This is a genomic window from Streptomyces sp. NPDC048643 (assembly GCF_040650615.1).
Lineage (GTDB): Bacteria > Actinomycetota > Actinomycetes > Streptomycetales > Streptomycetaceae > Streptomyces.
This window is the reverse complement of record NZ_JBEZHO010000017.1, coordinates 146,689-167,062: the sequence shown is the minus strand read 5'-3', so window position 1 is coordinate 167,062 and position 20,374 is coordinate 146,689. Positions and strand designations below refer to the sequence as shown.

21 protein-coding genes, 1 tRNA gene and 2 pseudogenes are annotated in these 20,374 nt (G+C 62.3%); 3 read left to right on the top strand and 21 right to left on the bottom strand.

Features of this window, described 5'->3' with window-relative positions; genetic code table 11:
- Positions 1 to 532, bottom strand: a pseudogene (locus tag AB0C62_RS19445) (phage tail protein); the annotation flags it as partial.
- 26 nt (positions 533 to 558) lie between these two features.
- Here AB0C62_RS19445 and AB0C62_RS19440 point away from each other — a divergent pair.
- Entirely contained in the window at positions 559 to 843 is a 285-nt protein-coding gene (locus AB0C62_RS19440) for a hypothetical protein (protein ID WP_362974699.1), read from the top strand.
- Here AB0C62_RS19440 and AB0C62_RS19435 read toward each other — a convergent pair.
- From AB0C62_RS19435 to AB0C62_RS19355, 17 genes are all read right to left on the bottom strand, one after another.
- Positions 821 to 1,435: a hypothetical protein gene (locus AB0C62_RS19435; RefSeq protein ID WP_362974697.1), complete on the bottom strand. Its 615-nt coding sequence runs from the start codon at positions 1,433 to 1,435 to the stop codon at positions 821 to 823. The two genes, AB0C62_RS19440 and AB0C62_RS19435, sit on opposite strands and share 23 nt — an antisense overlap.
- Positions 1,419 to 2,474, bottom strand: coding sequence for a hypothetical protein (locus AB0C62_RS19430; protein WP_362974696.1), 1,056 nt, complete (start codon positions 2,472 to 2,474; stop codon positions 1,419 to 1,421). Before AB0C62_RS19430 ends, AB0C62_RS19435 begins: the two co-directional genes overlap by 17 nt.
- A 42-nt stretch (positions 2,475 to 2,516) precedes the next feature.
- A complete protein-coding gene (locus tag AB0C62_RS19425; RefSeq protein WP_362974695.1) occupies positions 2,517 to 3,503 on the bottom strand; it encodes a hypothetical protein in 987 nt (328 codons plus the stop codon).
- Positions 3,503 to 4,369 carry a hypothetical protein gene (locus tag AB0C62_RS19420; RefSeq protein WP_362974693.1) on the bottom strand — a complete coding sequence of 289 codons (867 nt, stop codon included), beginning with the start codon at positions 4,367 to 4,369 and terminating at the stop codon, positions 3,503 to 3,505. The genes AB0C62_RS19425 and AB0C62_RS19420 overlap by 1 nt, the downstream gene beginning before the upstream one ends.
- Before the next feature lie 75 nt (positions 4,370 to 4,444).
- Positions 4,445 to 6,634: a phage tail tape measure protein gene (locus AB0C62_RS19415; RefSeq protein ID WP_362974691.1), complete on the bottom strand. Its 2,190-nt coding sequence runs from the start codon at positions 6,632 to 6,634 to the stop codon at positions 4,445 to 4,447.
- Between the two features lie 219 nt (positions 6,635 to 6,853).
- Complete coding sequence (locus tag AB0C62_RS19410; protein WP_362974689.1) at positions 6,854 to 7,141, bottom strand: hypothetical protein; 288 nt, start codon at positions 7,139 to 7,141, stop codon at positions 6,854 to 6,856.
- A 1-nt stretch (position 7,142) separates the two neighbouring features.
- On the bottom strand, positions 7,143 to 7,514 hold the full coding sequence (locus AB0C62_RS19405; RefSeq protein ID WP_362974687.1) for a hypothetical protein: 372 nt from the start codon (positions 7,512 to 7,514) through the stop codon (positions 7,143 to 7,145).
- Positions 7,515 to 7,573: 59 nt separating this feature from the next.
- Positions 7,574 to 8,557: a phage tail tube protein gene (locus AB0C62_RS19400; RefSeq protein ID WP_362974685.1), complete on the bottom strand. Its 984-nt coding sequence runs from the start codon at positions 8,555 to 8,557 to the stop codon at positions 7,574 to 7,576.
- A 15-nt stretch (positions 8,558 to 8,572) separates the two neighbouring features.
- Entirely contained in the window at positions 8,573 to 9,010 is a 438-nt protein-coding gene (locus AB0C62_RS19395; protein WP_362974683.1) for a hypothetical protein, read from the bottom strand.
- A gap of 10 nt (positions 9,011 to 9,020) precedes the next feature.
- On the bottom strand, positions 9,021 to 9,389 hold the full coding sequence (locus AB0C62_RS19390) for a hypothetical protein (protein WP_362974681.1): 369 nt from the start codon (positions 9,387 to 9,389) through the stop codon (positions 9,021 to 9,023).
- A gap of 71 nt (positions 9,390 to 9,460) precedes the next feature.
- Positions 9,461 to 10,636 carry a phage major capsid protein gene (locus tag AB0C62_RS19385; protein ID WP_362974679.1) on the bottom strand — a complete coding sequence of 392 codons (1,176 nt, stop codon included), beginning with the start codon at positions 10,634 to 10,636 and terminating at the stop codon, positions 9,461 to 9,463.
- Between the two features lie 11 nt (positions 10,637 to 10,647).
- Positions 10,648 to 11,292: an HK97 family phage prohead protease gene (locus tag AB0C62_RS19380; RefSeq protein WP_362974677.1), complete on the bottom strand. Its 645-nt coding sequence runs from the start codon at positions 11,290 to 11,292 to the stop codon at positions 10,648 to 10,650.
- Positions 11,276 to 12,652 carry a phage portal protein gene (locus AB0C62_RS19375; RefSeq protein ID WP_362974675.1) on the bottom strand — a complete coding sequence of 459 codons (1,377 nt, stop codon included), beginning with the start codon at positions 12,650 to 12,652 and terminating at the stop codon, positions 11,276 to 11,278. The genes AB0C62_RS19380 and AB0C62_RS19375 overlap by 17 nt, the downstream gene beginning before the upstream one ends.
- Positions 12,653 to 12,666: 14 nt before the next feature.
- Positions 12,667 to 14,232, bottom strand: coding sequence for a terminase large subunit (locus tag AB0C62_RS19370; protein ID WP_362974673.1), 1,566 nt, complete (start codon positions 14,230 to 14,232; stop codon positions 12,667 to 12,669).
- A gap of 15 nt (positions 14,233 to 14,247) precedes the next feature.
- On the bottom strand, positions 14,248 to 14,688 hold the full coding sequence (locus AB0C62_RS19365; RefSeq protein ID WP_362974671.1) for a phage terminase small subunit P27 family: 441 nt from the start codon (positions 14,686 to 14,688) through the stop codon (positions 14,248 to 14,250).
- 199 nt (positions 14,689 to 14,887) lie between these two features.
- Entirely contained in the window at positions 14,888 to 15,235 is a 348-nt protein-coding gene (locus AB0C62_RS19360) for an HNH endonuclease signature motif containing protein (RefSeq protein ID WP_362974669.1), read from the bottom strand.
- Between the two features lie 430 nt (positions 15,236 to 15,665).
- Positions 15,666 to 15,739: transfer RNA gene (locus AB0C62_RS19355), tRNA-Asp, on the bottom strand.
- Positions 15,740 to 15,932: 193 nt separating this feature from the next.
- Between AB0C62_RS19355 and AB0C62_RS19350 the strand changes: the two genes are divergently transcribed.
- Complete coding sequence (locus AB0C62_RS19350) at positions 15,933 to 16,166, top strand: hypothetical protein (RefSeq protein WP_362974667.1); 234 nt, start codon at positions 15,933 to 15,935, stop codon at positions 16,164 to 16,166.
- Between the two features lie 268 nt (positions 16,167 to 16,434).
- On the opposite strand, the gene AB0C62_RS19345 is transcribed toward AB0C62_RS19350, so the two are convergent.
- Complete coding sequence (locus tag AB0C62_RS19345) at positions 16,435 to 18,093, bottom strand: recombinase family protein (RefSeq protein ID WP_362974665.1); 1,659 nt, start codon at positions 18,091 to 18,093, stop codon at positions 16,435 to 16,437.
- Between the two features lie 37 nt (positions 18,094 to 18,130).
- Here AB0C62_RS19345 and AB0C62_RS19340 point away from each other — a divergent pair.
- Positions 18,131 to 19,102, top strand: a pseudogene (locus tag AB0C62_RS19340) (AlkA N-terminal domain-containing protein); the annotation flags it as partial.
- 36 nt (positions 19,103 to 19,138) lie between these two features.
- On the opposite strand, the gene AB0C62_RS19335 reads toward AB0C62_RS19340, so the two are convergent.
- Positions 19,139 to 19,879 (bottom strand): peptidase E, encoded by a 741-nt coding sequence (locus AB0C62_RS19335; RefSeq protein ID WP_362974663.1) that lies wholly within the window; start codon positions 19,877 to 19,879, stop codon positions 19,139 to 19,141.
- A 95-nt stretch (positions 19,880 to 19,974) separates the two neighbouring features.
- The gene (locus AB0C62_RS19330) at positions 19,975 to 20,343 is read right to left on the bottom strand and encodes a PPOX class F420-dependent oxidoreductase (protein ID WP_081220038.1); all 369 of its coding nucleotides are present in this window, start codon (positions 20,341 to 20,343) and stop codon (positions 19,975 to 19,977) included.
- Positions 20,344 to 20,374 lie beyond the last annotated feature (31 nt).

Genomic DNA, 20,374 nt, shown 5'->3' with positions numbered 1-20,374 from the left:
TCACGCCACCCGCAACCGGGAACGCACCAACGTCAGCGGCAGTCAGCGTTACAGCAGCGTCAGACTTGCCATTCACGGACTGCACAATGCCCGGTGCGCCGTCGATTCCGTCTCGTCCGTCGGCACCCTGGGGACCGGGAACAGGAACATAGTTCGGCGTGGTCGGGTCAGCCGGCGCAACGTCAGCAAGGTCAACCGTGTCGCCCGGAGTGTCTGCCGGAAGAAGCAACGCGTACGTTCGCGCCCCAACAACGCCGGTCAGATTCTCCTTCACCACGTATGCCCAACCCGACGGGTTCATATCCGGCGCGTCAGTGGCAGGCAGGCGTACGCCAATGTTGCCGTCCGCGTCGATAATCTGCCCCGACTCGTCCAGCGACGCGACGACCGGACCGGCAATGAACAGGTTGGATTCCGGGAACGTGAGAAGCCCCGGACCCGTGAACGTGACCGTTCCCTTCAGCGCGCGCCCGTCGGGACCCACGTACGTACCGGTTACCCGAACGGTGGGAATCTCATTGGGAATGCTCACCCGCTGCCCCCTATCAGACTGTCAATGTGCGTGCGAAGCTCACGGTTCTCAATGCGCAACTCAGCGACTTCGCCCCGAAGCTTCTCGTTCTCAATGCGCAATGCGCGCACTTCGTCGACAAGGGTTTTCACCTGGGCTTCAAGCGCGTCAGCCCGTGCCGTCTGAGACTCAGCAGCGTCACGCCACCCGTCGCGCGTTCCCGTCTTCACCTGCCGATAGACCAGCAACAGGAAGACCACAGCGCCGCCGGCTATCTCAGCGCCGCCCACAACGTCAGTCAGCCCCATGTCAGCTCACCGCCGTCGGAGTAAGCCCACCATCAATGCGCGGGTTTCCGTCCGTGGACTCTTCCGCGTACGTGCCGTCCGGGATACCGGTAATCAACAGGGGGTCGCCCACACCGACCGTCAGCGACTCGCCCCCGAAGTCAACGCGATTGTTCACGCGGTACTCAACGGCAAAGCCCTTGTACACGTTCGGGTCATCAAAGCCGACCGGCTGAGGGTGCCGCCACGTGAAAGTAATGTTGCGCGTGAAGCCGCCGGGGCTTGTGTCGTCAGCCTTCGTGATCGTGATCTCACGCGTCTTGCCGCCCGTGACCATGTCGCGAATCCACAAGGTCACCGACACATCAAGCGCCGCTGACGTGCCCCACGGGATGTGAAACGGGATGGAGCACAGAAGTACCGGCTGATTCAGCCCCGTGGAATTGATGATGCCCAGGGAGTGAATGAAGTCCGCGCCTTCCGTCCCTTCAAGGGAAGGCGACTGAGTTGAGCCGAACGGCAACCGCTCATTTACGCTGCCCAGCTTCGGCTTCCGCTCAAGCGCCGTCAGTCGCCTCTTCATTTCGTTCAGCTCCGCCACAAGGGAAGGCGGCAACGCGTTAGCTTGAATCGCCACTAACGAACACTTCCTTACTCGCAAGAGACAGCGCCGCCGTCTCCGTTCCGTTGACGTCCACTTCAATTCGCCGCTCAGCAATCACGAACTCTTCAAGCAAGCGCACGTAGCCGGAATCGACATTGACCGTCCCGAACGCCCCAGGGATGAAGTTGTTCGGGCTGTACACGCCCGGGTAAAGGTCGAGTGTCGGGATAGCGATTACCTGCCGGCCAACGGCACTCAGGGCAGCGGCCTTCGGGATAAGGTCCGCTGTCGACTTCAAGTCGGCGTACGTGGCAACCTGGGTAAGCGTCGGAGTGTCAAGGTTGTTGGACCATGCCGCATACGGCTTCACGCCCGTGCCCAGGTCCGCGCCGAACGCATAGCTTCGTGTCGCTTGCTTGCTACCGTCGTACGCAACCTGGGTCACGTCAGCGTCAAGCCCATGGGTCAGCGTCGGGAACGTGTTCGACGCGCGGTCTTCCTTCACGATCCGGTGAGCAATACGCGTGTGCTTCGCGTCCGGCCAAAACGTTTCGTACCGGAAGTCAAAGCCGCCGTCTTCGTCGGCAAGTTCATTGATTGCGTCGGCAATGTTCTTGAACTCCGAGAAGCCCCATTCACGCGAACGGAAACGCCCGATCGGCCTCAGCCCCGACGTGTCCGTATTGATGCCGCCGTTGTCGTTGGCGTAGTCAATCCATTCGCGCAGCAACAGGGTTTGTTCCGCACGCCTCTTGTATCCGCCGGCCATGGCAAGGAATCGCGCGGCATAGTAGCTGTGCCACCCGGACGCGTTCAGCGTGAGCGTTCCCGCAGCAAGGTCAGCGGAAGCCGTCCAAATGATTCCGCCCCATGCGGGTTCGTCGTCGCGCGTCACCACAAGAGCGGAGCGCCCAGGGCTCAATGTCTCCGGGTCCGCAGCGTCAAGCGGCACACCAACCGAAGCGGTACCCGCAGCGTTCAGCGTCTCGCCGTAGCTAATGCCCGTGACGGGCAACGTCGCAATGACGCTGCCCGTCTTGGCTTCCACTTGCAAAACTTCGTAATCAGGCATGGCTATACCCCCTGCCTATACGAAGGGAGTCGGTAACTACGGTCACGCCGTATTCCACGGAGACTTGGAGTACTGGACGTTCACATAAAGAACCGTGAGCGTGCCGACCGACCCCAGCTCAAGAGCGCCCGTGTTCGTGATCGCGAGTCGGGCAGACGCACCCGTTGTCGTCGACCATGACTGACTGATAGACGCGTACGTGTGTACCGACGGGCGCGACATGCTTGCGGGAATCGCCCCCACGTTGACAAGCGCCCCAATGTTCTTCCCAGGCGTGAAGTCCACGCGTCCCGACAGTTCCCATGCGGTAGACGACTCACGCGCGTACAGCGTGCCGGACACAGCCACACTCGTCCCGTCCGACGCCTGAATATTGGACAGCGTGCACAGCCTCCACGGGCCCGGATCAGTCGTGAACCAATCGCCTGCCGACCGACGAACCCAGCGCTGATTAGTGCCGTAGTCGTACAGCGTGAAGCCGACAGGGAAAGCGGCCGGCGAAGGCAGCACCCCAGCCCAGTTGATAGCAAGGTGACCGTTCGCCAACGCTGCCTGATCCGTGTACGGGCCAGTAGCACGCGCCGCCGTAACCGTGAACGTGGTCGTGGCCTTCGGCACATCCACAATCGCGATAACAGCGGCACTCTCCGGGCGCTCCGGAGCCTGAGGGGAAGCGGCCGGCGTACCCTGTACGACTTCAATAACCGCACCGTTAGCACCATCAGCGGCGGCAGTCGCCACACGAACAACGATCAAATCCCTACGCGGGTTGTCGTTGGAAGCCGTCGGTATCGCCACAGTTACGCCGTCGCTGTACACCCAGGTTGCGGCGTTCGTTGCCGACCCCAGCAGAACGCTGCCCGCGCCGATAGCAACTGTTCTCGCCGTCTGATTCGAGCTAGCCAGGAACCCGGACGTTGACGCGAAGACGTGTTTGAAACCGCCGCGCGGCAACATCAAGTTATGCCAATTGCCCAGGTCGGACGCGCCGTACCCGACACCATCCTGAAACCAACCGAAGGAACCCATCAAACCCACCTATCCGACCACGTAAGCGAAGCCGTTGCCGTCGTGTATTCGTCTCTACTGCGGAGCTTCAAACGGTGCTCCCCGGGCCCGTACTCCGGCCACGTCGAACCCAGCGTGATGAAGCCGCTAACGTCGTCACCCAGGTCGTTCGTCGCCGTCATGGCAGCGGAATCAACCCTCACCGTGCCGTCATAGTTGATGCCGAAGAACTGACCCGTGACGTCATCCATGAGCACGGGAGAAGCGCCGTTCGTGATCGTGACCACTGGACGCGCCGGAACGCTGCCGTACTGGGTGAACCGTGCGACCGGATCAGCCGGCGCCGGACCCTGCCCTTCAACGTCCCACGGGACAACAACGGGAATGACAAGCCCAGTTGGTACCTTGTCCCGCTTGAAGCTCTTCACGGTCGCTTCCCTGGGCGCGTCTCCGATGATGTACGGCGCCGTTGAGAAAAGCTCAACCACCATGTTGCAAGTCAGGTACGCGAAGTTCAGATCAAGAGGCGCGCTCCGCCGTCGCACACGTGCCATGACGTAAGCTGTCTGGTCCGCCGCTGCGCCCGGAAAACGGAACCGGAAAGGCAACTCATCAAGACCGGTCGTAAAAGCCGCCTGAAGAGCGTTCAGGGCTTCCGTGAACTCTTCGCGGGTGCTGCCGTACACCTCAAGCGTCACGGTCACCGTGCGCCCGTTCATGTAGTCGCGCCCAGGCCACAGCCCGTTGCGCTGGACAAGGGTTAGGTCCGACGTCCGCACGTCCGGCAGCGACAGCAATCCGTCGACACCAACGATCGATATCGCGGAGTCGGGTTCGCCCACGACCAACCCGTTGAACTCACAAGTCCAGTCGCTCAGTTGCGCCACTGGGTAACCTCCTTCATCCATGGGAAAGCCCCCCAGCGGTGAAGCTGAGGGGCTGACCTACTCACCGTGAGTGGGTTACGCCGGACCCGTACGGAGCGCCCAGGCCACTTCGCGACCGATTGCCCATGGGTCGGCGTTCGTCTGTACGTTGACCGTGACTCCGCCGCTGCCGATACCCGCGTGATTCGGGATCACGTTGGAACCGTTCGGCAGGTTGACCCACTCAGGGCCACGCTCACCGACACGAGTCAGACCACTCGCCGGCCCACCCATGGCGCGGATCTTCGGAATCGGGTTCGCCGGAAGGTCGATACTCAGCGCGCCCCAACCCAGCTTGTTCGGAATCGCCCAGTTGAGAAGATCAATCACGCCGTTGATAGCGCCCTTCGCTGCGCCCTTCACCGTGTTGGCAAGCGACGAAGCGAAGTTGCCCAGCTTCGAAAGACCGGTCTTGATGCCGTCGATAACGAAGCCGCCGATTGACTTGCCCGCATTAAGCAGATTCCGACCAGCCTGAGCAATGCGCCCAGGCAAACCCGTAACGAAGTTGACCACAGCGTCAAGGGCTTTCTTCGCTGTGTCCTTCACCCAATTGAACGCCGTCTTCGTGGCGGCAACGATCTTGTCCCAATGCTTGATGATGAGCCCCGGACCCGTGAAGTTCAGGAATAGGTCCTTCAGCCAATTGAAGATCTTCTTGATCCAATCCCAAATCCACTGAAAGACAGCAAGCGTCTTTTCCTTGATCGTGTCCCAGTTGGCAATAACCAGGATCACAAGGCCAACGATCAAGGCAATGATGATCGGAATTGGGCCCATGGCAAGCAACCACGCTGCCGCCATACGTGCCGCCTGAATCATGGACTGAACGCCCATGAGAACCCACTGAGCGACGACGATTGCGCCGGACGCGATAGCCCTTGCCGCCATAGCCACCCAGCCGGCGACCGTGGACCACGACGAAGCAACCTGAGTCGCTGCCGAAGTGATCGAAGCCGTCGCCGTAGTGACCCACCCGGTAACCACAGCCGTCGCTGTGATGACTTGCTGAGTCGCCCATGCGATGAGCGCGGGCAACAGAAGCACCGTGATCAGCGCGGCAATCGTTCCGAATATCGTGCTGTGCTGACTGATGAACCCAGCCGTTGCCGTGAAGGCTGTACCGACCCAACTCAGCTTGTCGGCAAGCGCCTCCACAGCGGGAAGCACCGTGCCGCCCAGGAAGTCAACAACGCCTTGCTGAAGGCTCCGGGTGAACATCTTCACCTTGTTGGCAGCGTTGTCGCTCATGGTGTCGCCTGCCGCCTTCGCGGCTCCGTCGACCTTGCCCAGCGACTCAACCGCCTTGCTGGGGTCGAGTGCGAACAACGCATCTTGCATGTCTTCAGCCTGGGTGCCGAAGAGCTGTACAGCCAACGCCGAACGCTCCGCCGGGTCCTTCACCGCGCGCAACTTGTCTAGCGTCTGATCAAGCGCTTGCGCTGCCGCCGGTCCACCCTGGGCAATCGCCGCTGTCATTTCCTTACCGGAAAGGCCGATCTTCGCGTACGACTCGTTCACAGCGTCGCCACCCGCGCGGACGATAAGCCCGAATTCCTTCAGCGAATCCGCCACAAGGTCGCCGTCACGTGCGCCGGCCTTAAGCCCCTGGGAGATCAAACCCATTGCGGTCTTGCCGTCCAGCCCCAGCCCCTTGAACTGAACGCCGTATTCGTTGAACGTGTCCAACAGGTCTTCCGCCTTGTTGGCGCCTTCCTGGGTTCCCTTAACGAGAATGTCAAACGCTTCGTCAGCGTTCTTCGCAAGTCCCGTCTTGAGAATCTGCCCAACGGCGTTCGACGTCGGACCGACTTCGTCACCCAGGACAGTCGCAACGTTCATTGCTTTCTCGCTGATGTTCGCCATTTCATCAGCGGTAGCCCCGGCAGGAATGAGCCCCTGTTGCCAAAGGTTCTTGAGCGCTTCGTTCGCGTCGGCCACGGATTCGCCGTACCCGTCCGCGTACACGGCGCCTGCCGCTTCACCCAGCTTCTTAGCCTCAGCCGGCGAAGCCCCCAACTGTGCGGCCAACAGGTCTGAATCAGCTTCCTGATTCAGCGCCTCCATGAGCCCCGCACCAATGCCCACAGCGATAGCGCCACCTGCCACAAGGGCAAGCCCCTTCGCCTGTTCACCGAATGCGCTGATATCTTCCGAAGCCTGATCAAGCGTGTCGGCAAGTTGATCAGCATCACCCATGATCGTGATCTGAATCGGCTTAGCCACAACGCACCCCCTAAGTCATAACCGGCGTGCGTCGCTCACCGCCGCTTGCGCTGCCGCTACTGCCGCCCCTGCCACGTCCGGCGCGCTTCATGTCCTTGCGCTCCGACTCAATGTCTTCCGCCATTTGTTCAACCAACGCGTTGAAGTCGCGAAGCTCCATGCCGCGCACGTCCGACCACGTCAACCCGCGAAAGTGAGTGATCAGACGCGCGCACGCAATCACGCGTTGGTTGCGGTAGGGTCCGCCTTGCCCTTGCCCTTCAGGTTGATGCGAAGCCGCCCAGCATCCTCAATGGAGAACTCAGGGTTCTTGCGCTTCATGACGACGAAGGCCATTGCCTTAAGCATCGGGGCGCGGCGTGCACCCGGCTTGTTCAGCGCGTCCAGCGGCTGACCCGTGATTTCCTCAATGGCGTCAATCTCATCAATGGTGAGACTGTCAAGCTTCAGGTCAAGGACGTCCGGCATATCGGTAGCAACAGCCGGAACGGGCTTCTTCGCGGGCATATCAACTCTCCAAGTAATTGCGAACAACCGCCTCAATGCGGCGCTCATACGTGGCGGCAACCTGAGCGGACTTGCGCGCCATGGCACGGAATAGGAATCGGTTCGCGCGAATGTTTCGCTTGCCGTAACCGAAGTGAATAGCGGCGGCGTACGGAACCCGTGACGCGCTACCCGCTTTAATGACGGCACCCTTCACGGAAGCCGTAACCTTGATGGACTTGTCCAGCCTGCCCGGACGGTACTTCTTAGACGACTTCGCGTCTCGCTTACCGTCCGGGCTTTCACGCACAGCCTGAGGCAACAGAACTTCACCGGAAGCCTTGTTCGCTTCACGTACCGCCTTGTTCAGTTCCTTGTCCTTCAGCGTGCGCACGTTCCGCTGAAGTTCGCGGAGTCCATCAACACGAATCGTGTACGCACTCCGCTGAGCCATTAGCCAACAGCCGGCGTACCGGGCTCAACGTACGTGGCCTTGATCGCTGCCGTACCGTCACCCGGATCGAGAACGCGGAAGGGCAGGTTGTGAATCGTGACTTCGTCCGTCGCTGCCTCAGGAGACTCGCCCGTGAACTGAATCGCGGGACACTCGATCTTCAGGGACGAGTCAGGGGCAATGCCGCTGAACGTCACCTCAAGAGCGCAAATCTCGCCGGCAATGAACGCCTCATACAAGGTCAGCGAAGTCGCGCTGAACTCGCCTTCAAGCGTTCCTTCATACGTCGGGACAGCGTTGCGAACGGGCTTCTTCTTCAGCTCATTGCCGCGCAGAAAGCGCCGGTCAACCTTCATGCCCAGGTCGCCGGTCAGCTCAAGCGACGTAGCGTCGAACGCAACCGCAGTGCCGTTCCGCTTCAGGACAACCGCCGTGCGCGTCCAGTCGTACGGGTACGCCTCAGCGGGATACGTCGGCTCAACCCGCTCAGCAGGGTTCGACGTGTGCGACACATCCTGAAAGTCAAACGTGACTGTCAGCGTGACCGGAGACTCAACCTCAGCGGTCAGACCCCACTCAGTGGCGACACAACCAACGTGCTTGTACGCGACCTTGCTGCCGTCAGTTCCCGGGCGAACCATCTGAGCCGAGAAGGAAGGCGCGGCGGACACGTCCGAAGTCTCAAGAACGGTCGTCTTCACACCCCCCGTGTCAGTGACCGTTACCTTGTCGAACGCTGCCGAGAGAAGTGAGCCGGCGCCGGAATCGAGAAGATCAATTTCAAGCTCACCTTCCCCACCCATGTTGACAATGTTCCGTCGGTCAGCGCGCGCCGTTTGCATACCGGCACGGAACCCAACGGACTCAATGAACTCTCGTGTGGTCTTCCATGAGTCGGCGTGACCTTCGTAACCCTCAACCACGTTGGACGGAGTGCCGTACCCGGCTTCCTGCCCAATGCCAATGCTTGCGTCAAGCGCCATGCGTGCGCCCCCTTCTTATTGGTAGACGCGCCCACGTACACGGACGCGAAGTGTCAGCGCCGAATAGGCGCCGTCAGTTGTCTCGGTTGACTCCACGCTTGTCGACTCCGCCCGGACGTCGAGAAGCCCAGGCACGGCGGCAAGGTTGGCGTTCATCGCTCCGCACGCGTCTTTCACGTTGTCGCGAATCGCGTACACGGCGCGCTCAGCGTCAATGGGGTTGCCGGGCGTAATCGCTACGGCGTGAACTTCCACGTACCCAGTGACGTTCGTCGGCTTCGGCCCGGAGCGCATTGCCGCCGGAGCAAGGTCGTCGTCAGTGGTCGCGCCCAACCAAACCTGTTGTCTCCGGCCGGTATCGCCGGTTTCAGCGAAGGTCACCTGAGTGCCCCCGGGCGTTGCCGCCTTCAAGGCTTCGAACAGTGCGACCTTCGCGTCAAAAATCAGTGCCACGCTGCGCCCCTCACATGAAGATGAACGGAAGGCGTGCGCGGTACATGTTCAGCTTCGCGTTCACCTCAGGCAGTGAAGTCGGTCGCCAATTCCCGCCGGCTTGCGCAAGCTGAATCGAACCGAACTCCGACTGAAGCTGAAGCGCGCGGTCCGGGATGCGCGACACGGTGTCAAGCACGTACTGACGCGCAAGCGTGCGCACACACCAACGGATCGTTTCCGGAGTCGGATTCTCCACGGTGTCCCAGCGCTGCCCGCAGTAAACCTCAACCGTCTCGACCGCGAAGCTCACAGCGTCGGACAGAAGCTCATCACTGAAGAGCGATGCATCATCCAACCCGTCAAGCGCGCGAAGCTCATCAATCGTCGCGTATGCCACGCTGACCCCCTTTCAGGGAACAGGGGCGAACCCACTCACGGTGAGTAGGTTCGCCCCCAACCTGGGTAGGACTAGGCAGCGGTGACAGTCAGAACCTTCGCGCCACGGGTGTCTACAAGGAGACCGTCCGCACGCTGAAGGAACCGGTACACGATCTGATCGGTGGAGAACTTCGCGTCAACCGAACGGTCAACACGGAGCGACCCAGCGAAGCGGACCCGGTACTTGCTCAGGTCGGCAAACAGGATCTTGTCGACCGGAACGCCGTCATCAGTCTCGACGACCTTGCCGTTGAAGGTGCTGGGTGCGCCGACGGTAAGACCGGACTGCCAAAGGTACTGACCGTTCGCATCCTTCAGCTTCCGCATCTGAGCCGCACGAAGGTCGTTGACGACGTACTTCGCGTTGGCCCGGTACGCGGACGGGACCTCATGGAACAGGTCAATCAGCGCGTCCGAAACGGTGCTGTCGTCAGCGTCACCAACGAAGGTCGCAGTGGCCGGCGAAGCGTCAGTCAGGATTCCGCGCGGCTGACCGGTACCGGTACCCGTCAGGAAGTGGCGACCCATGGCGTCACCGATAGCCGGACCCGCGTCGCCCACAAGGAAGCCGATCAGGTCAAGAACCTGGTCAGTGGCGAACTCATACGAGACGACCGAAGCAAAGCCGTACTTGAACCCGCTCATACTCCGCTGAGTCGTGGTCGGGTAAGACTCAGGAACGGCGGAAGTCTCGGTGACAATCCCAGCGGTCGAACGCCCGGTGATGACCGTGAAGTCAAGCGGGTTAGCGTCCGACGTGGTGAAGGTAGTCGCACCGCCGCGCATGATCGCGGAACGCTCAACCGCCTGAGCGATGAGCTGACCGTACAGGGTCCGGCTCAGAACGTTCGGGTTAGCGGCCTTCGTGCCGTCGCGCTTCTCAGGGGCGAACTCAAACGATCGAGACTCGCCCAGGTTGCCCGCACGAAGAGTCGCAGCGTCGTCAACGTCAGCGGACCGCTGTGCTCCGGCGCCGGAACCCTGAAGCCCGGACAGAAGCGAAGTGACAGCGTCGGTCGCCTTGATAGCCTCAATGCCGCGCTTGATCCGACCGTCATAGTCAGCAACGGCAGTCAGAAGCCGCTCTTCCTTCGCGGTCGCATCAGCGTCCATGGGCTTGCCGGCGAACTCATCAGTCAGCGCCCGAAGCTCAGCGGTCGCACGCTCACGCGCCTCAAAGTTGGCGCTCAGGGTAGTCGCGTCCATGCGGACACTCCTTACTTAGAAAGCGCGCGAACAAGAGCACGCGCGTCAAGGTGAGAAACCGGGGCAGTGGCCGCCGGCTCAGAATCGGTTCGCTCTTCGGCTTCCGCCTGGGGCGCGAACTCCCCAATGCACAGCGCCTCTTCGATCGAGCGAAGAGAAGCCTGAGTTGTGGGATACGCCGGATTGACTACCGGTCCCAGCTCCACAACATCCATGGCAGTGATCTCACGGACGGGAAGCCCCGTTTCCGTGTCGTCGTCATCTGCCCGACGCTGCCCGCCGTCGAGAACCCGGAAGGTGAACGACGACCCCTGAAGGTCACCGCGCTTCAGAAGCTCAGCAACGTCACGACCAACCGTCGTGTCCGGCAGATCAATCTCATACCAACCGCCTTCGCGGTCTTCCCCAACCCGCAACGTGCCGCTGGACGTTCGCCCCAACAGACTCGCCGTATCGTGGTTGAAGGTCGCATACACGTCGTTCTGTCGCAGCGACGGACCACCCGCCCCAGGAACAATGCGTTCCCGGAAGCCGCCCAGGTCGTGACTCAGTTCGTTGAACCGGTACGCGTACCCGCGCATAGAAATGCGCCCGTCATCAGACGCGCGCTCTTCAAGGTGTCCGACGGCAATGCGACGCTCACGCGTCTCCGTCATCTTCAGTTGACCCTTCATCGTCCGGCTTTGCTGGGTCCGGCTCTTCGGCCGGCGCAATTGCCGGGGGAGTAGGCGGCACGGGGTCCGGCTTCTCTTCGTCCACGGGGCTAAGGTTCAGCGGCACCCGGTACGACTCGCCCAACCCGTCAGGAAGGGGCGGCATGTCTTCAGCGGCGCGCACTTCGTCAATGCTGTAAATGCCGTTCTGAAGACCCAGTGACCACAGCTCCATGCGCTCTTTCGGAGCACCGCGCTTGATCTCATCAAGGTTGAACTTCACGAACTTCATGCGGTCCGCTGTCTCAGCGAAGAGAAGCCGATTGATGCCCGACTCAATGCGCTCAAGCCACGGGCGGAGACTGAACATGCTGAACGCAATGTTCTGCTCAGCAAGCCCGGAGCCCCACGAAGTTGAATTCGTCGCGTCGCTGATCAGGTGCGGCGGCACACCAAAGATGCGCGCGATTTCCGGAACCTGAAACTGACGCGTCTGAAGGAACTGGGCTTCGTCCGGCGACATAGCGACCTTGCTGAACTTCGCACCTTCGGTGAGAAGCGCAACCCGGTGAGCATTGTCAACGCCGGAGTTCGCGGCGCGCCACGCTTCACGCGCACGGGCAAGCCCCTCTTCGGACATGGTGCCCGGTACCTCAACCACAGCCCCAGGCATGGCGCCATTGGCAAAGAACTTGCTGCCGTACTTCTGTGAGGCAAGAGCAAGCCCAATGGATTCACGCGCGTATGTGATCGGGGAGCACCCGACGAATTCACCCGGCAACATCATCCCGGGGATATGAAGAACGTCGCGCGGCGTGAACCAACCCAACAGCACTTCATTACCGTCGTCGTCAATGTCGTACGCTTCGAAGACCTTCCGGCGCACACCGTTCGGCTCAAGCTGAACCATGTGAACTTGGATCTTCGTCGGGTCAAGGACGTCAAGACCGACAATGTTCGGACCCTGCCACCTGACAGCAAGGAAGGCGTTTCCTTCAAGCAAGAGAGACAGCACCGTCTGAGACAGAATGTCAATCCGTCCCATGCCGCCCGGCTCAGCGTTCGGGTAGTCAATCCACTCAGGCGACGTGATCTCTCGACGTGCCCCACCGCGCTTGCTGTACGTCGTCAGCGGAAGCGTTGCGATCGTCTCCGAGAGGAGACGGACACAGCCGAACACGGCGGACACCTGAAGCGCCTCATGTGCCGTCACGCGCTCACCGCTAGCGGCTGTGTTGCCCAGGTTGTAAATCGTCGGGTCGTACGGTTCCCAGCCACGTTCGGCCACTGCCGGCGAATCGTCCCGCCCGAAGAGTGCAGACCAAAAACCCACCGTGCCCCCTTCGGTCAGTGGTGAACCCACTCACGGTGAGTGGGTTAGATGTCAGAGAAGAAGTCGTCAGCGTCAGCAAGACCGGTCGTGAACACGCGTCCGTCGTCGCCTTCCCAGGTCGCGAGAATCGCCGTGTTCGTGTGAACGCCGTTGTCTTCGCGCCACATGATCGCGCCGTGAACGGCAAGGATCATTGCGATGGCAAGGTCAATCTTTCGACGGCTTGCCGCGTATTCCTTCGTCACGCGTGCGCCGTTCTTGTCCTCACGGAGCACCGCATTACCGATGTGACGGGCCAACGCTGGGTTGCCGTCATGGCTGATCCGACCGTCACGACAACCGTCGTACACAGCCTGAGTCGCCGGAATCATGCGCTTCAGTGAGTTCGTGGGGAACGCCTCAACCGGGAAGCCGTCAGCCTCCAAGTTGTCTAGCGTCTCCTCCCAGCGGTACGGGTCAGCGACAAGGTTGCGCACCCGGTACACGTCCAGCGCCTCATGTAGTGCGTCGCGCACGTCGGCCATGGGCACGCGCCAATGAACATCATCAGCCGGCGCTTCCCAGTGACCCAGCACGAACACCCGAAGGTCAGCAATGCGACAAGCGACAAGCGCAGTGCTGTCGCCCTTCCATGAACCATCGAAGCCCAACACCACTTCGTCACCCGGCTCAAGCGGCTCAGCGTTCGTGCCCAGCGAATCCCACAGCCCATGCGGCAACCACGTAGACGCGCCACGCACGAACTGACTCAGTCGGTAGATGCGGAAGCTAGCTTCCGTACTCCGCTGCGCTGCCGCCTTGAAGTCATCCGGGTTCAGAATTTCGTAAGACGGGTTGCACGCCTTCCACACTTCGGGGTCAAGGTGGTCAACCGTCTCGCCCAGCTTCGGGCCCCAGGATCGATAGAACAAGGTCGGGTCGTCGGCTTCGCCGGAGTTGACACGCTCACCCTGTTCACACAGTGCGGCAAACGGTCCGTCCGGGTCCGGGCCGGCGGTGCTGATGATCAAGAACATGGGTTGGTTACGTGCGGCGGAACCCAGGGTCAGCGCGTCGAACAAGTCGGAGTGCTTGCTGAACGCGTACTCATCAAGGGAGACAGCGGCAGGGTTAAGCCCCTGTTGCCGTCCAGCGTCCGCCGAGACAACCCGGTAAGTGTTGTCCTTGTACCGGATCACGTCACGCTGTACGTCGCAGACAGCGGCAAGCTTCGGGCTTGCGTTCACCATTTGCTTCGCGGAGTCGAAAACCATTCTGGCTTGGTTTCGGTCGTTGGCAGCAGCGATAATCTGTCGCTGTGCGTCCGCCCGATCGGCCACAAGGTGGTAAAGCATGATGGCAGCGGCAATCGTGCTCTTGCCGTTCTTGCGCGCCACACACACGACAACCGTGCGGTGCTTACGGCGCCAACGCCCGAAGGTGTCCGGGGTCAGTTCGTAAGCGTCAATGAGTAGCGCGCGCTGCCACGGGAGAAGCCGGAAGCGTTGGCCGGCGAAGCTTCCCGTCAGATAGCAAAACTCTTCAATCCACTTAGCCACCCGGTATCCCTCAGAAGGGAACGGGGCATCAGCGGGAATATGTCGGGCGATAACCGGGTCAATCTCAGTCACCGGTTACCACCCTTCTCAAAAGTCTTCCGGTCCGGCCGCTACCTTCCGTGCCTCAGCAGCGACAAGCCCCAGGCGCAAACGCGCTTCAGGCGTGAACCCAATCGCCGTCTCAATGGAGCGAAGTTCTTTTTCCGTCGACTCCACGTAACGCAACATCGGGTGCGCGACCGGCTGACCGTTGTAACCCTCAGACATGTAACCGTCGGCAGCGACAAGGGCGAGAAGATCAGCGCGCCTGTCGTGAAGTTCGCAGTATCGAAGAATGACGTTGCGGTCAGTGTCGGGGGAGTAGGCACCCATGCCGGCTGACCACACGTTCCGCCACACGTCCTTGCCCGTCTCCTTAAGGTGACTGGGCACCCTGGGCGCGCGTCCCTCATACACGATGGGGGCAGCGGCCTCAGCGGCAGTGTTCGCGTTGCCGGTCCGAAGCTCCGGGGCTTTCGCGCGACTCATTTAGCACCCCCTTCAGCGGGCTTCACGGGTCGTTAACTGACCCATTCTCAGCGTGCCGAAGTGGCGCAATGCCAGTAGTTGCAAGGGTCGTGGTCGCTGGGGGGCAGGGGTCCGGCGTCTCACCTAGCGCGCGTTTTTCGAGCTGGGGCCGGGATCGCTGAGAGGGTTCGGGCTGAACTTTCGGACCGCATACCCCTACTCAGAAGGGACGCTTTCCAAAATCAATTGCCGTCTTCGTCTTGTGACATGTCTTGCACAGTGGTTGCACGTTCGACTCAACGTCTTCGCCGCCTTTCGCAAGGGGCAACACGTGGTCAATGTCCAACTGACTAGGCAAGAACCATCCATGACACACAGCGCAGTGTGCACCAACAGCCTTACGTACAGCGCGCCTCAACTTGGCCGCAGCATTGTTGCCACGTGCTATTGCAGCGCGCCTCTTCTCGTGACTCTTGATGCTGCGCCGTGCGTTGTAGTCAGCGTGATGAAGAGCGCACCTGCCTGAGTGGGTAGCCCAGCCCCGGCAATCAAGGCAGCGTGTACGCATACGGGCACCCCCCCCCTCTATCTGTCACAGCGACACGGGGAGCGACACCCCCCTACCCTCAACGCACTCACGGTGAGTGGGTCAGAAACGCCCACCCGTAAGGAAGTGCACACTGAGCCACGCCATGAATGCCAGCAGCGTGAAGCGCCTCAGCCGAACCCAACCCGAAGGCGAGTCGCTGCCGGCTACCGCAAACCACTTCCACACATGCTCGCTCAGTGTGTCGCCCTCAGTGCGATTGAAGAGCGCCTTACCCTCAATGACGACGAATGCGCCCAGCCATGCCAACCACGCCCAGGTGTACCCGCTCAATGCGCCCCCTAAGTGAATCGCGATAGTCCGGATTCGAACCGGTCAGGCGCCTAAGCCCCTGCATACCCATGTGACCGGGCACCCGACCACGCCTTAGCCGGGACTCCGTACCGCAAAGCGCTTCGTACCGGATTCGAACCGGTGACCTTCGCCATGACAAGGCGCTGCCCTAAGCCACTAGGCCAACGAAGCAACGTCGGTCGCTCAACCCTGGGAGAGATCAAGGGAGCAACCGACAACAGTGGGCACGCGCTCAGACCGCCGAACCGGATAGGTGCTGTATGCGCGGCGCGTTTCCCCACTACCTATATGAAGGGAGTCGGTAACCTGTTGACATACTCACGTGAGGAGGATAGGTTCATATCAACCGACGGAAGGCACGCGCATGGACTACGCACCCGAAACCGCTGACGACATTACGGACGAGATTGTTGATATGGCGGTTGAGATTGTGGACGGTTGGTACCAAAACACGCGGGTTGACTGGGAAGACGTGTTGGAGCGCCTTGACCGGCAGACGCTCAGCGACGGACGGGGGCTTGACTTCGGGGAGAGCATGACTTCGCCGGCTATCCGCTGCCTTCAGCGCCGGGTGCGGAAGGCGATTCGCGAAGGCTGACCGGCAGACCACAGCGGAGCCCCTGGGGAAACCTGGGGGCTTCGTCGTGCGCGGTGACGCTGTGACGAAGTGGCTTCAAATTTGGATTGCTCTCTATATGTGTTGGTGTGAATTCAGAAAAACAGTCACAGCGTCACAGCATCACTAAGCCCAGGTCAGACGGCTTGCCCTTCCGTGCTGTGGTGACGGAGTCACTGTTACTTAGGCTAACTAACGATTTGAAGGGACGGAAAATGGGCCGAACCCGAAGGTCCGACCCCTTCCGCTGTCACGCCTCAGCGCGCGCTATCGCCTCAAGCTCTTCCGCTCCCTGGGTGAAAAACTCGTTCTCCATGGCGTAGATCACACGGTCTTCGTTGAGCTTGAACACTCGTCCACGCTGCGCCGTCTTGATTCGGACTGTCACCCCAGCTTCGCGAAGCATGTCCCGTCGCCCCTTGTCGTCAGCGTCGCGCCATGCGTCCGCCATGGTCACGCCCAGTTGGACGACTTCGGTTCGTGCCGGTCGCGCTTCTCGTGTCTCAAGCTCCGCTAGACGCGCGTCAAGTGCCGTTGCGCGCCGCTTCCATGCCGCTTGTGCCGCCTTGCTGGTCTGTTGTCCTTGCTCCCGCATGTGGGCTTCGTACTCCGCCGTTGTGGCGTCAATCTCCGGCTGAGGGTCGTACCCAGGGATACGGCGCGTCTCCGTCAGCATCAACCCCCCTACAGCGTCAAGGAATCGGTCCCTCACGTACTCTTCAGCCCATTCGCGCTTCACGGTGGCCGGCGCCGGGCATTTCTCCCCGCGTGCGTATGAGCCGCATCGGTAGATTTCAGATTTGTTGGTTCCCTTGCTGCTCGCTGAGGGGCGACTCATAAACATACTCTGCCCGCACCCGTCACAGCAGATCACGCGCAGCAAGAGCGCCACACTGTCAGTGCGGAACCACTTCGTACCGTCGTTGTTGTCGGTGAAGAGCGCTCCCACAGCGTCGAATTCCTCACGCGTCAGAATCGGCTCACGCGTAGCCATGACGGGTACGCCTTCGCTGTCCCGCACGGGCCCTGATTTGGTCATTTTCCAGCCCAACAGGGCTTCCGAAGTGAGCATCGTCTTAATGGCGTTGTGACGCCATTTGAAGCGTTCCTTCACGATCTTTTCGCCCACACTGTTGCCGACCTTGCCCCCAGTTTTCCGGCCTTGTATCAGGCTCCAGTGATCGCGCGGTGACGGAATTCCCGCGTCGTTGAGTTCGGCACAAATGGCGGTTGCCGTCTTACCGCTCATGAGTTCTTTGATCATGGTTTCAATCACGGTAACAGCGTCGCTGTCCTGAACGAGTGTCATGCCGCCGTCTTCCAATTCGGCCGGCTCATACCCGTAAGGCGGACGTGAGCCGCGCCAACGAAGCGGCATGGTGCGCATTGCTGCCTGAGCGCCCAACACGCGTTCCCGAATGGACTGGGCTTCCATTTGAGCGGCGAACGCGAAGAGCGTGACCATGAGTTGCGCCATGGGGTCAAGCGGGTTGCGGAAGTCCAGCACAAGCCTGCCGCCCGGACCTTCGGCAATGACGATCATCTTCCGGTGATCGCGTGCCCACTTTGACAGTCCGTGCATGTCGTCCATGGATCGAACGGCACGGTCAAAACGCCAAAAGACCAACGCGTCAAACTCTTCGGGGCGCTTCAGCCATGCCCCCAGCTCCGGACGCTCGAACGGCGTTGTCTTGGACGCGCTGACGCCCAGGTCTACGGCTTCACGGTCGCCAAAATCTATGTTCAGTGCCGCGCCGACTTCGTGGTTGGCTCCACGCTGACGTTCGGGGCTTGTCGTCTCGTCCGTCATCACGGACAAGCGGAGTACGGACAGTCCGCGCAAGGGAGTCGTCATGCCCGCCGTGAAGGGAGTCGGTGACGTGTCGCTGACCTGGGGTTTTGCCATCATGAGAAGGGTTCTCCTGAACTGTCAGTCGTGACCCTTCGGCTTCGCCAGCGTGCGCCAGTTCAACGACACGATCCGCGCGGTCTACGCGTCGACGCCGAGTGCGGTGCGGGCCGCCGCGCCCCGCACCGGTCCCGCCGCCCGCGCGGCCACCCCCGCAGCCGGTGTTCCCCTCAGGCTCGCCTACCGGGGCCCCTACCAGTCCGCCGCCGTCTTCGACCTGCTGGCAGCCGAGGCGGTGCCGGGCGTCGAGTCCGTCAGCGGCCACCGCGGCCGCCGCACCTACCGGCGCACCCTCCGACTCCCGTACGGAACGGGAATCGTCGCCGTCGACGAGAGGCAGGGCGGAGGGACCGGCCGAGCGGCGTTCGTCGGCCCCTCCTCCGGACTCCAGGAGCACCCCGCCCACCCCTGCGAAGGACGCCCGGCAGGCTGGCTGGACGCCCGGCTGCACCTCACCGACCTCCGCGACCTCACCACCGCCGTCCAGCGGCTGCGCCGGCTGTTCGACCTCGACGCCGACCCGTACGCCGTCGACGAGAGGCTGGGGGCCGACGCCCGGCTGGGCCCGCTCGTCGCGGCGCGGCCGGGCCTGCGGTCGCCGGGCACCGCCGATCCGGACGAGATGGCGGTACGCGCACTGGTGGGCACGGAGGAGGCCGAGCGCCTCGTGCTGCGCTACGGGAAGGCGCTGGACGCCCCGTGCGGCCCGCTCACGCACCTCTTCCCGGAGGCCGCCGTGCTCGCGGAGGCCGAGCCGGACGGCCTCCTCGGCGCACTGACCGCCGCTCTCGCCGACGGGGCCCTGCGCCTCGACCCCGGCGCCGACCGCGACGAGGCGGGGGAGTCCCTGCTCGCCCTGCCGGGCATGGACAGGACCACCATCGCCGTCATCCGCAGCCGCGCGCTCGGCGATCCGGACACGGCACCCCCGGGAGCCGATACCCCGGGCGCGTGGCGCCCCTGGCGCTCGTACGCGGTCCAGCACCTGCGCGTGGCAGGACAGTTGTAGGCAGCCGCGTCGAAAGACGGTGAACGAAAAGGCGGTTCAGTCTTCCGGCGCGGCCAGTTCGCGGGGTTCGACGCGGGTCTCCGTCGCCGAGCCGTCCTCGCGGCGGACGATGTAGGCGGCCTTGCCGGGGATCTCCGTGACGGCCTCGGCGAGGCGGGTGCCGCGGTAGACCAGGCCCACGCCGTCGTCGGTGCAGTGGGTCTCGGGGAGGGTGCCGTCGGCCACGAGCCGGTGGACGAGGGGGCGGCGGCCCGGGTCGCTGTCGTAGTGGACGCCGTTGCCGAAGGGGAGATAGCCCAGTCCGTCGGTGAGCGCGCGGAGTTCGGGGCCGAAGGAGTCCGTGGTCCCGCCCTGGAACCAGCAGAGCGAACCGGCGCTCACCCCGCTGAGTACGACCCCCGCCTCCCACGCCCTGCGGAACACCGCGTCGAGTCCGTGGACCCGCCACACGGCGAGCAGGTTCGCCGCCGAACCGCCCATCACCCATACGACGTCCTGTTCGAGCACGGCGCTCTCCACGTCCTCGATGTTCGGCATCGGGAACAGGTGCAGCGGCGTGAGGTCGAAGCCCGCCACCCGGGCCGCCTCGCTCATCCTGGACGTGAAGTGCTCTGCGTCGCCGATCGCCGTCCCGACGTACATGACCCGGGGGCGGCGGCCCTCGACCCGGGCCAGTTCCACGGCGTGGTGGACGAGCGGGCCGAACAACACCCGGGTGCGGTCGCCGACGCGGTGACCACCCGAGGTGGCCAGGATCGTGGGTTCCGTGGCGGTCATGGCTCGGGACCCTACCAAGGTCCACGGGCCCCGCGATCTTGGGCCGTTGTGTCTCCAGATGGGTCCTCATCAACGGGTTCGGCCCGCTTGGCCGTTCAGTCCTCCAGACCCCAGCTGTGGATCCGCCGCGGGTGGATCCGGATCAGCTCCTCACTGAAGTGCGGACCCAAGTCGTGCTTCCCGGTGAGGAGTTCGGCCTCACCGCGGATGTCGAGCCCTCGCACCTTCCACGGACTCACGCTGACGATGTCGTCGACGACCAGCGCGACCTTCGGATTCTTCTGCAGATTGCGCCACTTCTTCGTCGTTCCCATCGCGTATCCGCCGATCAGGATCGTCCCGTCGTCCTGCGGGAAGAAGCCGACGGGGTTGGCCTGGGGCTGCCCGAGAGGGTCCACGGTGGCCAGTCGTCCCAGCCGCTGCGACCTGAGGTACGCGCGCTCCGCCTCGCTGAATTCGGTCATGACAGCAGCCAAACACGCGCCGCCCCGCGAC

What these genes read in the sequence shown, in the direction of transcription:
- AB0C62_RS19430 (WP_362974696.1), bottom strand. Translation starts at nt 2,474, where the DNA reads ATGCCTGATTACGAAGTTTTGCAAGTGGAAGCCAAGACGGGCAGCGTC.
- AB0C62_RS19425 (WP_362974695.1), bottom strand. Translation starts at nt 3,503, where the DNA reads ATGGGTTCCTTCGGTTGGTTTCAGGATGGTGTCGGGTACGGCGCGTCC.
- AB0C62_RS19410 (WP_362974689.1), bottom strand. Translation starts at nt 7,141, where the DNA reads ATGCCCGCGAAGAAGCCCGTTCCGGCTGTTGCTACCGATATGCCGGAC.
- AB0C62_RS19400 (WP_362974685.1), bottom strand. Translation starts at nt 8,557, where the DNA reads ATGGCGCTTGACGCAAGCATTGGCATTGGGCAGGAAGCCGGGTACGGC.
- AB0C62_RS19385 (WP_362974679.1), bottom strand. Translation starts at nt 10,636, where the DNA reads ATGGACGCGACTACCCTGAGCGCCAACTTTGAGGCGCGTGAGCGTGCG.
- AB0C62_RS19380 (WP_362974677.1), bottom strand. Translation starts at nt 11,292, where the DNA reads ATGACGGAGACGCGTGAGCGTCGCATTGCCGTCGGACACCTTGAAGAG.
- AB0C62_RS19365 (WP_362974671.1), bottom strand. Translation starts at nt 14,688, where the DNA reads ATGAGTCGCGCGAAAGCCCCGGAGCTTCGGACCGGCAACGCGAACACT.
- AB0C62_RS19360 (WP_362974669.1), bottom strand. Translation starts at nt 15,235, where the DNA reads ATGCGTACACGCTGCCTTGATTGCCGGGGCTGGGCTACCCACTCAGGC.
- AB0C62_RS19350 (WP_362974667.1), top strand. Translation starts at nt 15,933, where the DNA reads ATGGACTACGCACCCGAAACCGCTGACGACATTACGGACGAGATTGTT.
- AB0C62_RS19345 (WP_362974665.1), bottom strand. Translation starts at nt 18,093, where the DNA reads ATGATGGCAAAACCCCAGGTCAGCGACACGTCACCGACTCCCTTCACG.
- AB0C62_RS19335 (WP_362974663.1), bottom strand. Translation starts at nt 19,879, where the DNA reads ATGACCGCCACGGAACCCACGATCCTGGCCACCTCGGGTGGTCACCGC.
- AB0C62_RS19330 (WP_081220038.1), bottom strand. Translation starts at nt 20,343, where the DNA reads ATGACCGAATTCAGCGAGGCGGAGCGCGCGTACCTCAGGTCGCAGCGG.